Genomic DNA, 10554 nt, shown 5'->3' on the forward strand with positions numbered 1-10554 from the left:
TGTGCCCCTGTGGGAGCGAGCTTGCTCGCGATGGCGGTGTAACGGTCAACCTTGGTGTTGACTGTTAGCGCCTCATCGCGAGCAAGCTCGCTCTCACAGTTGGTTTGGGGCTGTCAGGCGAATCAGCAACGACCTTCCAGAATCGCCGCATACCCCTCGCGAAAGCTCGGATAACGCGGCGTCCAGCCCAACGCCTTGGCCCGGGCGTTGCTGCAGCGCTTGCTGCCGGCGCGGCGCACGCTGGCGTCGTCGGCCCATTCGGTAACGCCCATGTAGTCACGCAACCAACCCACCACCTCGGCCAGCGGCGCGGGGGCGTCATCGACGCCGATGTAGCAGTCTTCCAGCGTCTTGCCCTGATGATCAGCTTTCAGCAGAAACGCCAGCAGGCCGGCGGCATCGTCGGCGTGGATGCGGTTGGCATAGAGCGGCGGGTCGATCACCACGCGATAGCCTTGGCGCACCTGGCTCAGCAGCCATTCCCGCCCCGGTCCGTAGATGCCGGTCAGGCGTATGCGACTGGCCGGGATGCCGCTGTCGAGTGCCACCTGCTCGGCTTCCAGCATCACTCGCCGGGAATAACCGCCCGCCTCGGTGGGCGAGCTTTCGTCCACCCACTCCCCGCCCTGCTGTCCATACACGCTGCTGCTGGACACAAAGAGCAATCGTTTGGGCCGCTGGCCATGCTGTTCCAGCCAGCCCAACACATGCTGTAACCCTTCGACATAAGCGGCACGATAGCCCGCCTCGTCATGATCGGTAGCGGCGGCGCTGTACACCAGATAATCCAACGACCCCACAGGCCAGTCGACGGGACACTGCGCACTGAACAGGTCCCCCGCGACACCGACAACCCCGGCCGGCAGGTTCGAAACCGTACGCCGCAAGCCATGGACCCGCCAATGTTCGGCCACGAGCTGGCTCGCCAGGCGGCCGCCTATATCGCCACAACCGGCGATCAAAACAGAAGGCGCGGACATCAAGAACTCCTCTGGGAAAGCCGCAGACTAGCCTTCGCACTGGACGAGCGGCTAGCCATGAAGCAAAAAAAGTTACTGTATTACTTTTGTTAACAAGAATTACTTGCAATAATGCTCGCCACTTTTGTTCTCGGCCTCACGAGGCCTGGAAGAACATCAACCTTCTTTTATTCTCAGGTCCGGCCAGCATGACACGTTCTTTCTCTTCCGCTTCGCCAACCAACCGACCCCGCGCCTGGGGCGCCGTGGCAGCCTTGCTGCTCAGTCTGATGCTGGCGCCGAGCGCCGCCTTCGCTGATGCGCAGACGCCCGTATCGACCCCCGCCACCACGCCTGCTGCCACCCAGGCACCGGCGGACCCGGCCGCACCTGCTGCAACGCCCGTGGCCGCCGATCCGAGCCAGGCCGTCGAGGCCGAGGCGCCTCAAGTGCTCGAAGCCGACAATACCCTGGGCATGGCCCACGACCTGTCGCCGTGGGGCATGTACAAAAACGCCGACGTGGTCGTCAAAGCCGTGATGATCGGCCTGGCCATCGCCTCGATCATCACTTGGACGATCTGGATCGCCAAAGGCTTTGAACTGCTTGGCGCCAAGCGTCGCCTGCGGGGTGAAATCGCCGCGCTGAAAAAAGCCACCACTCTCAAGGAAGCCAGTGCCACCGCCGGCAAGGAAGGCACACTCGCCAACCTGCTGGTCCACGATGCGCTCGAAGAAATGCGCCTGTCGGCCAACAGCCGCGAGAAGGAGGGCATCAAGGAGCGCGTGAGCTTCCGCCTCGAGCGCCTGGTCGCGGCCTGCGGTCGCAACATGAGCAGCGGCACCGGTGTACTGGCCACCATCGGTTCCACTGCGCCGTTCGTCGGCCTGTTCGGCACCGTGTGGGGGATCATGAACAGCTTCATCGGCATCGCCAAGACCCAGACCACCAACCTTGCCGTCGTTGCCCCCGGTATCGCCGAGGCCTTGCTGGCGACCGCATTGGGCCTGGTCGCGGCCATCCCGGCGGTGGTTATCTACAACGTCTTCGCCCGCTCCATCGCCGGCTACAAGGCCCAGGTTTCCGACGCTTCGGCCGAAGTCCTGCTGCTGGTCAGCCGCGACCTCGATCACCTGCCGCCCGAGCGTGGCTCGCAACCACACATGGTGAAAGTGGGGTAATTGGCCATGGGCCTGCATTTGAAAGAAGGCGCAGACGACGATCTGGCCGAGAACCACGAAATCAACGTCACGCCGTTCATCGACGTGATGCTGGTGCTGTTGATCATCTTCATGGTGGCCGCCCCGCTCGCCACCGTGGACATCAAGGTTGACCTTCCCGCGTCCACGGCCAAGCCGTCGCCACGGCCCGAGAAACCGGTGTTCCTGAGCGTCAAGGCGGACCAGCGCCTGTTCCTGGGCGAAGAGGAAATCAAGGTCGAGAGCCTCGGCCCGACCCTCGATGCCAAGACCCAGGGCAAGAAAGACACGACGATCTTCTTCCAGGCCGACAAAGGCGTGGACTATGGCGACCTGATGAGCGTGATGGACGCCCTGCGCGGCGCCGGTTACTTGAAGGTCGGCCTGGTCGGACTCGAGACGGCGCCGAAGAAATGATCACGACGCGCCAAAAACTGACGCGTTACAGCGGTAGCCTCGCCGTGGTGCTGGGCGTTCACGCGCTTGCCATCGCGCTGGCGCTGAACTGGACGACGCGTCCGCCCCTCGAATTGCCGCCCCAGGCGATGATGGTCGAGCTGGCGCCGGTTCCTGCCCCGCCACCGCCTGCACCGCCGAAAGTCGTCACACCGCCGACGCCTCCGGAGCCGGTGGAAGAGCTGCCATTGCCAAAACTGGCCGAAGCACCGAAGGCGGAAATCGCCGTGCCCAAGCCGGTCAAGCCCAAGCCGAAGCCCCAGCCGCCCAAGCCCAAGCCGGTGGAGAAAAAACCGGAGCCGCCGAAGGAAACGCCGTCGGAGCAAAAGCCCGCCGACACTCAGCCCACCCAGGCGCCGACCGAAAAGTCCGCACAACCGGCCCCTGGCCCGTCGCCCGCGCAAATGGCGGCCAAGGCGAGCTGGCAAGGCACACTGCTGGCGCACCTGGGCAAATACAAGAAGTACCCGGCCAGCGCCCAGGCACGCGGCAAGGAAGGCATGAACCGCCTGCGGTTCGTGGTGGATGCCGAAGGCAACGTGTTGTCCTTCGAATTGGTGGGCAAGTCAGGCAACGCCGATCTGGACCGGGCCACCCTGGACATGATCCGTCGCGCCCAACCGCTGCCCAAGCCACCGGCCGACCTGCTGACCAACGGCACGGTCGAGCTGACGGCGCCGTTCCTGTACTCCATCGACAAGCGACGCCGCTGACCCAAACACCCGATGACAGGGTGAACCTGGTGGCGAGGGAGCTTGCTCCCGCTGGGCCGCGAAGCGGCCCCAAACCGGTGAACGCGATGCATCAGGCTGGTCGCATCCACCGAACCGGGGCCTGCTGCGCAGGCCAGCGGGAGCAAGCTCCCTCGCCACAATCAAACAAAGGCATCGAGAGATGCCTTTTTTCATATCCGGCAACGACCACACAGACATTCGACAGTGTCGCACCGCGCCTCCAGTCTGATAACGTGCGTCTATCGATTGCAGCCGGTATGCTTGGCTCGCAACTTCACGGACGTTTCGCCATGACCCTCACAGAATTACGCTACATCGTGACCCTCGCCCAAGAGCAGCATTTCGGCCATGCGGCCGAGCGTTGCCATGTCAGCCAGCCGACACTGTCGGTGGGTGTGAAAAAGCTTGAAGACGAACTCGGTGTGCTTATTTTCGAGCGCAGCAAAAGCGCGGTGCGCCTGACCCCGGTCGGTGAAGGCATCGTGGCCCAGGCGCAAAAGGTCCTGGAACAGGCCCAGGGCATTCGCGAGCTGGCCCAGGCCGGCAAGAACCAGCTGACCGCCCCATTGAAAGTCGGCGCGATCTACACCGTTGGCCCGTACCTGTTCCCGCACCTGATTCCACAACTGCACCGGGTCGCCCCGCAGATGCCGTTGTACATCGAAGAAAACTTCACCCACGTGCTGCGCGACAAGCTGCGCAACGGCGAGCTGGACGCAATCATCATCGCCCTGCCGTTCAACGAAGCCGATGTCCTGACCCTGCCGCTCTACGACGAGCCGTTCTACGTCCTGATGCCGGCCCAGCACCCCTGGACCCAGAAAAAAACCATCGACGCCGGTCTGCTCAACGACAAGAGCCTGTTGTTGCTGGGCGAAGGCCACTGCTTCCGCGACCAGGTGCTGGAAGCCTGCCCGACGTTGACCAAGGGCAGCGAAGGCGCCAAACACACCACGGTGGAATCCAGCTCTCTGGAAACCATTCGCCACATGGTTGCTTCCGGCCTGGGCATTTCCATCCTGCCGTTGTCGGCGGTGGACAGCCATCATTACTCCCCCGGCGTGATCGAAGTCCGCCCATTGACCGCGCCCGTGCCGTTCCGCACCGTTGCCATTGCCTGGCGCGCCAGCTTCCCGCGACCCAAGGCCATCGAGATCCTCGCCGACTCGATCCGCCTGTGTTCCGTGGCCAAGCCGCCCGCCGCCAAGTAAGCCGCTGCCATGACTGAGCTGTCGAAAGTGCCGGTCACGGCACTCAAGGGTGTCGGTGAAGCCATGGCCGAAAAGTTGGCCAAGGTCGGCCTGGAAACCCTCCAGGACGTGCTGTTCCACCTGCCGCTGCGTTATCAGGATCGCACCCGCGTGGTGCCCATCGGCCATTTGCGGCCTGGGCAGGATGCAGTGGTGGAAGGCACCGTCAGCGGCGCCGACGTGGTCATGGGCCGGCGTCGTAGCCTGGTGGTGCGCCTGCAGGACGGCACCGGCGGGCTCAGTCTGCGTTTCTATCATTTCAGCAATGCGCAAAAGGAAGGCCTCAAGCGTGGCACCCGCGTGCGCTGCTACGGCGAGGCGCGGCCCGGAGCCTCGGGGCTGGAGATCTATCATCCGGAATACCGCGCCATCACCGGCGACGAACCGCCGCCCGTCGCGGAAACCCTGACGCCGGTCTACCCGCTCACCGAAGGCCTGACCCAACAGCGCCTGCGCCAACTCTGCCAGCAGACCCTGACAATGCTCGGCCCCACCAGCCTGCCGGACTGGCTGCCCAAGGAGTTGGCCCGGGACTATCAGCTCGCGCCACTGGCCGACGCGATTCGCTATCTGCATCACCCGCCCGCCGATGCAGATGTGGAAGAGCTCGCTCTCGGACATCACTGGGCCCAGCATCGCCTTGCCTTTGAAGAACTGCTGACCCATCAACTGTCCCAGCAACGCCTGCGCGAAAGCCTGCGCTCGCTGCGCGCCCCGGCCATGCCCAAGGCGACGAAGCTGCCGGCCCGTTACCTGGCCAACCTCGGTTTCACCCCCACCGGCGCGCAGCAGCGGGTCGGCAACGAAATCGCCTACGACCTGAGCCAGCCAGAGCCGATGCTGCGGCTGATCCAGGGCGACGTCGGCGCGGGCAAGACCGTGGTCGCCGCCCTTGCCGCGCTGCAAGCGTTGGAGGCTGGTTATCAAGTGGCCTTGATGGCGCCCACGGAGATCCTGGCCGAGCAACATTTCATCACCTTCCAGCGCTGGCTCGAACCCCTGGGCATCGAAGTCGCCTGGCTGGCCGGCAAGCTCAAGGGCAAGAACCGCGCCGCCGCCCTCGCGCAGATCGCCGAAGGCGCGCCGATGGTGGTCGGCACCCACGCTCTGTTCCAGAACGAAGTGCAGTTCAAGAACCTGGCCCTGGTGATCATCGACGAACAACACCGCTTCGGCGTCCAACAGCGCCTGGCCCTGCGGCAGAAAGGCGTCGGCGGGCGCATGTGCCCGCACCAGTTGATCATGACCGCGACGCCGATCCCACGGACCCTGGCGATGAGCGCCTACGCCGACCTCGACACCTCGATCCTCGACGAACTGCCTCCCGGTCGCACGCCGGTCAATACCGTGCTGGTCACCGATACCCGGCGGGTCGAAGTGATCGAGCGCGTACGCAGCGCCTGCGCCGAAGGCCGGCAAGCCTATTGGGTGTGCACCCTGATCGAAGAGTCGGAAGAGCTGACCTGCCAGGCAGCCGAGACTACTTTTGAAGACCTCACCGCCGCCCTCGGCGAGTTGAAAGTCGGGCTGATCCACGGCCGCATGAAGCCTGCCGAAAAAGCGGCGGTCATGGCCGAGTTCAAGGCCGGCGTCCTGCAACTGCTGGTCGCCACCACCGTGATCGAGGTCGGCGTCGATGTTCCCAACGCCAGCTTGATGATCATCGAAAACCCCGAGCGCCTGGGCCTGGCGCAGTTGCACCAGCTGCGCGGCCGGGTCGGCCGGGGCAGTGCCGCCAGCCATTGCGTGCTGCTTTATCACCCGCCGCTGTCACAGATCGGCCGCCAGCGCTTGGGCATCATGCGCGAAACCAACGACGGTTTCGTGATCGCCGAAAAAGACCTCGAACTGCGCGGCCCAGGCGAAATGCTCGGCACGCGCCAGACCGGTCTGCTTCAATTCAAGGTGGCCGACCTGATGCGCGACGCCGACCTGCTCCCGGCGGTTCGCGACGCCGCCCAGGCGCTGCTGGAGCGCTGGCCCGACCATGTGAGCCCGCTGCTGGATCGCTGGCTGCGCCATGGGCAGCAATACGGCCAAGTGTGAGCACGCGCTCAGTTTTCTGGACGCGCCTTCTGGACAAGCTGGTTATACTGACCCACTTGTAGAATACGGACACCGACCATGACCGAAGCTGCCCTCGTCCCCGTAACCCCGCACGCTCCGTCTGTTATTCGGCAATTGCTCGAAAAACTGGGCATCGCCTTCGACGAAATCATCGAGCGACCGGGCCTGAATCCTGCTCGCAAAGTGCAAGCCGTGCTGCTGCACGATGCCGTCGGCGCGCTCATGGTCCTGTTTCCACAAAATCAGTTGCTGGACCTCAACCGTCTGGCCGAACTCACTGGCCGCAAACTCACGGCGGTGCCGACCGAGCGCCTGGAGCGCATGCTGGGCAAGCACAGCCTAAGCCTGCTGCCGGGCCTACCCGCGCTGACCAGCTCGCCATGCCTGTACGAAGAAGGCTTGCTGCGCGAGCCCAAGCTGCTGATCAACTCAGGCGAGCCGGGGCTGCTGCTGGAAGTCACCAGCGAAGCCTTCAAGACCATGCTCACCAAGGCCAGCGCCGCGACGTTTGGCGAACCCTTGGGCAATATCTCCCCGAACCTGGACCGCCCAGATGACGACCGCAAGGAAATCACCCAAGCCGTCCAGGCATTCACCGCCCGGCGTATCCAGCAACGGCTGGAAGAGACCATCGAGATCCCGCCGCTGGCCGAAACCGCGCAAAAAATCATCAAGCTGCGGGTCGACCCTGACGCCACCATCGACGACATCACCGGCGTGGTCGAAACCGACCCCGCACTGGCCGCCCAAGTGGTGAGCTGGGCCGCGTCGCCGTATTACGCATCGCCGGGCAAGATTCGCTCGGTGGAAGACGCCATCGTCCGGGTGCTGGGCTTCGACCTGGTGATCAACCTGGCGCTGGGCCTGGCCCTGGGCAAGACCCTGAGCCTGCCCAAGGACCACCCGCAACACACCACGCCGTACTGGCAGCAATCGATCTACACCGCCGCCGTCATCGAAGGCCTGACCCGCGCCATGCCCCGCGCCCAGCGCCCGGAGGGCGGCCTGACCTACCTGTCGGGCTTGCTGCACAATTTTGGCTACCTGCTGCTGGCCCACGTCTTCCCGCCGCATTTCTCCTTGATCTGCCGGCACCTGGAAGTCAACCCGCACCTGTGCCACAGCTATGTGGAGCAACACCTGCTGGGCATCAGCCGCGAGCAGATCGGCGCCTGGCTGATGCGCTACTGGGACATGCCCGACGAACTGGCCACCGCCCTGCGCTTCCAGCACGACCCCCACTACGACGGCGAATACGCCGCCTACCCGAACCTGGTGTGCCTGGCCGTACGCCTGCTGCGCTCACGCAGCATCGGCTCCGGACCGGATGAGGACATCCCCGATGCCCTGCTCGAACGCGTTGGGCTGACTCGGGAAAAGGCCAATGATGTGGTGAGCAAGGTGCTTGAAGCCGAGGTGCTACTGCGGGAATTGGCGTCGCAGTTCAGCCATTAAACGCAGCGGCACAAGGGCTGTTGTGGCGAGGGAGCTTGCTCCCGTTCGGCTGCGCAGCAGACGCAAAACCTGCCGACGCGATCCGTCAGCGCAAACGCACTAGCCTATTTGGGGCTGCTTCGCAGCCCAGCGGGAGCAAGCTCCCTCGCCACGGGGTTCTCGACTAGACCTTCTTGGCCTTCCTCGGCTTCAAATACTTCATCAACCCCTGAAACCAGATCACCAGCGCCGGATTACCCTTGATCTGGATCGACTTGTCCTGGATCCCGGTCATGAACGCCAGCTGCTTGTTCTTCGCCTGCATCGTGGCGAAGCCATAGGCTGCGTCCTTGAAGGCGATGGCGAAGGCCGGCGTTGCATAAACACCCGACTGGCTGGTGATGCGCTGGTTCTTCACGGTGAAATACCGAGCGATCTTGCCGTCCAGGGTTTGCAGTTGGAACACCAGGTCCTTGTCGCCAAGCTGTTGTTGGAAGGCTGGATTGCTGCGGCTGGCCTTGCCCATCAACCACCCCAGCATCCACAACAGGAAACGAAATTTCATCGGCACAGCCTCGTGAGAAAAATGAACGGCTGGCGCAGTTTATCGTTTCCCCAGCGGAACGCCATCATCGAATCCGGTTTAAGGAAGATCGCCCGCATTTTGCGCACGATGACTGCCAAGTCATGTTTAGAAGCGGCATTCCATGGCCTTCAGACCCGTCGGAGATTTCCTTCAAAACACCGGGCTGTTCATGAACTAGGCAGGGCAACCGAGCGCGGCTAACCTCTATTCGTCATCGCAAAAATCGCCGCCGACCTGGCCGACGACATCGACGAATCCCGCCGCTGTGTAGCCCTGGCGATCAGCCGTATGGCCGATGGGGTTCAGTTGTTGGTCGAGCGCGCGTTGGATCATTTGGAGACGAAGGGGGTGGCGGCGTCTGCAGCCAAGGGATAGGACGGACATAGTGGCAAGCTGAACCGACGCCTTCGCGAGCAGGCTCGCTCCCACAAGGGATCGGGGTTGTCGCAAATATTTCAGTCACCACAAAACAAATGTGGGAGCGAGCTTGCTCGCGAAAGCGGTCGATCAGTCGCCATCGATGCAAGCTGAACGGCCGCCTTCGCAAGCAAGCTCGCTCCCACAGGGGAAACGCGGTCCCACCGAGAGCCAGGTCGGCTTCAAGGCCGCCTCGGCTCGGCTTTTGATCTGTCAGGCCCCGTTAACCACGATGGCTGAACGCAGGCATTGTGGAGTGGGCAACCCGGCATGGATGCCGGGTTAGCCGCGCTGGGTCATGGATGACCCTTCGCGGCGGGCCCACGGAGCAATGCCGGAGTGAGGGCATGCCGAGCCTAGGCGAGGCACCGAGTGGTGGGGCCAAGCTTTTTTGCTCACTTTTTTTGGCGTCTGAAAAAAAGTGAGTCGCCGTAAGGGCGAAACCCTAAGCAGCCGTTACCGCAGCAACGGATATGCCCCCGATCAAACATTCGGGCAAGGCACCGGTGCCCAATCGCCCAGGTCCGGGTTTTTGCACATGCTGTTCACCTGCGTAGTACCCGCGCTGGCAACCTGTTTGCTTTCATCCTGCTTGGCCTTGGCGGTCTGCAGGGTCTTCTCGGTAGCGACCGCTTCTTTCGGCACGGCTGGCAGTTCTTTCTTCTTCGCCGGCGTCACTTTCTTCTTGGTCTTGGTGCTGGCCTGCGCCGCCACAACCTGCGTGGTGTCAGCAGTGGCCACGGTCACCACGTCAGTACGCTGCACACCCACTTGCTGCAGGTCCTTCTCGTAGGCCTGGGTGTAGTTGTTCAGGTCTTCGGAAGCCTTGCCGTTCACCGCGACGATCAGGTCATTGGATTCTTTCAGGCCGGCAACGATTTCTGCCAGGCGCTTGCGGCCTTCGGTGTCGTTGACGGTCTTGGCCTTGCGGTCGGCGACCAGTTTGCTGAACGCGTTCTGGTAGCACTGTTGCGACGCCTTGGCGTAGGCGGTGCTGCGGTCGATGTCCGAAGCGCTCTTGCTGACGTCGGCGGCGTAGGAGGCGATGCGCATGTTGTCATCGGCGATCTGCTTCTGGCGCTCGGTGTAGTAACCGGTAGCGCCACCGGCCAAGGCGCCGCCCGCGGCACCGATGGCGGCGTTACGGCCACGGTCTTCCTTGTCGGCGGTCAAGGCGCCCAGCAGCGCACCACCGACGGCACCGACGGCTGCGCCGGTGACGACCGACTTGGTCATGTTCCCTTCGGTGGAGCGCAGGTGCTGCACCGGCTCGTAGCAGTTGGGGTAGTACTCGACCTTGGTGCTCGAGGCGACCTTGGACGTCGGCGACGAAGCGCAGCCAGTCAGTACGGTGCTGAAGCCCACAGCAACCATCAGCAAATGACGCTTGGAAACCGAAGCAAAAGGTTTACGGGAGAAAAGCATAGTTGTGTTCTCGTTTAAGTTTTGACC

At 63.3% G+C, this 10554-nt stretch carries 9 protein-coding genes and 1 pseudogene; 7 read left to right on the plus strand and 3 right to left on the minus strand.

Annotation, left to right across the window (positions count from 1 at the left end):
- Positions 1-122: 122 nt before the first annotated feature.
- Positions 123-980 (minus strand): SDR family oxidoreductase, encoded by an 858-nt coding sequence (locus J3P90_RS25465; RefSeq protein ID WP_434675562.1) that lies wholly within the window; start codon positions 978-980, stop codon positions 123-125.
- Positions 981-1168: 188 nt separating this feature from the next.
- Here J3P90_RS25465 and exbB point away from each other — a divergent pair, with 188 nt between their 5' ends.
- The 6 genes from exbB (at position 1169) to J3P90_RS25495 (ending at position 8120) form a co-directional block, all read left to right on the plus strand.
- On the plus strand, positions 1169-2140 hold the full coding sequence (exbB, locus tag J3P90_RS25470) for a tonB-system energizer ExbB (RefSeq protein WP_434675563.1): 972 nt from the start codon (positions 1169-1171) through the stop codon (positions 2138-2140).
- A gap of 6 nt (positions 2141-2146) precedes the next feature.
- Positions 2147-2575: a TonB system transport protein ExbD gene (exbD, locus tag J3P90_RS25475; RefSeq protein WP_030142181.1), complete on the plus strand. Its 429-nt coding sequence runs from the start codon at positions 2147-2149 to the stop codon at positions 2573-2575.
- Positions 2572-3327: an energy transducer TonB family protein gene (locus J3P90_RS25480; RefSeq protein WP_434561619.1), complete on the plus strand. Its 756-nt coding sequence runs from the start codon at positions 2572-2574 to the stop codon at positions 3325-3327. The genes exbD and J3P90_RS25480 overlap by 4 nt, the downstream gene beginning before the upstream one ends.
- Positions 3328-3638: 311 nt before the next feature.
- Positions 3639-4559 (plus strand): hydrogen peroxide-inducible genes activator, encoded by a 921-nt coding sequence (locus J3P90_RS25485; RefSeq protein ID WP_039593629.1) that lies wholly within the window; start codon positions 3639-3641, stop codon positions 4557-4559.
- A 9-nt stretch (positions 4560-4568) separates the two neighbouring features.
- Positions 4569-6644 (plus strand): ATP-dependent DNA helicase RecG, encoded by a 2076-nt coding sequence (gene recG, locus J3P90_RS25490; protein ID WP_434675564.1) that lies wholly within the window; start codon positions 4569-4571, stop codon positions 6642-6644.
- A gap of 78 nt (positions 6645-6722) precedes the next feature.
- Complete coding sequence (locus tag J3P90_RS25495; protein WP_420767150.1) at positions 6723-8120, plus strand: aminoacyl-tRNA deacylase and HDOD domain-containing protein; 1398 nt, start codon at positions 6723-6725, stop codon at positions 8118-8120.
- A 163-nt stretch (positions 8121-8283) separates the two neighbouring features.
- Here the strand turns inward: J3P90_RS25495 and J3P90_RS25500 are convergent, their stop codons facing one another.
- The gene (locus J3P90_RS25500) at positions 8284-8664 is read right to left on the minus strand and encodes a helicase (RefSeq protein WP_434675565.1); all 381 of its coding nucleotides are present in this window, start codon (positions 8662-8664) and stop codon (positions 8284-8286) included.
- Between the two features lie 225 nt (positions 8665-8889).
- Between J3P90_RS25500 and J3P90_RS25505 the strand changes: the two are divergent.
- Positions 8890-9060: pseudogene (locus tag J3P90_RS25505) on the plus strand (DUF6124 family protein); the annotation flags it as partial.
- A gap of 525 nt (positions 9061-9585) precedes the next feature.
- Here the strand turns inward: J3P90_RS25505 and tagQ are convergent.
- A complete protein-coding gene (tagQ, locus tag J3P90_RS25510; RefSeq protein ID WP_434675566.1) occupies positions 9586-10527 on the minus strand; it encodes a type VI secretion system-associated lipoprotein TagQ in 942 nt (313 codons plus the stop codon).
- Positions 10528-10554 lie beyond the last annotated feature (27 nt).

Source organism: Pseudomonas sp. D3-10 (assembly GCF_051132175.1).
GTDB lineage: Bacteria > Pseudomonadota > Gammaproteobacteria > Pseudomonadales > Pseudomonadaceae > Aquipseudomonas.

Excerpts from the sequence above, each read along its gene's own strand:
- J3P90_RS25465 (WP_434675562.1), bottom strand. The coding sequence starts at position 980 with ATGTCCGCGCCTTCTGTTTTGATCGCCGGTTGTGGCGATATAGGCGGC.
- exbB (WP_434675563.1), top strand. The coding sequence starts at position 1,169 with ATGACACGTTCTTTCTCTTCCGCTTCGCCAACCAACCGACCCCGCGCC.
- exbD (WP_030142181.1), top strand. The coding sequence starts at position 2,147 with ATGGGCCTGCATTTGAAAGAAGGCGCAGACGACGATCTGGCCGAGAAC.
- J3P90_RS25480 (WP_434561619.1), top strand. The coding sequence starts at position 2,572 with ATGATCACGACGCGCCAAAAACTGACGCGTTACAGCGGTAGCCTCGCC.
- J3P90_RS25485 (WP_039593629.1), top strand. The coding sequence starts at position 3,639 with ATGACCCTCACAGAATTACGCTACATCGTGACCCTCGCCCAAGAGCAG.
- recG (WP_434675564.1), top strand. The coding sequence starts at position 4,569 with ATGACTGAGCTGTCGAAAGTGCCGGTCACGGCACTCAAGGGTGTCGGT.
- J3P90_RS25495 (WP_420767150.1), top strand. The coding sequence starts at position 6,723 with ATGACCGAAGCTGCCCTCGTCCCCGTAACCCCGCACGCTCCGTCTGTT.
- J3P90_RS25500 (WP_434675565.1), bottom strand. The coding sequence starts at position 8,664 with ATGAAATTTCGTTTCCTGTTGTGGATGCTGGGGTGGTTGATGGGCAAG.
- tagQ (WP_434675566.1), bottom strand. The coding sequence starts at position 10,527 with ATGCTTTTCTCCCGTAAACCTTTTGCTTCGGTTTCCAAGCGTCATTTG.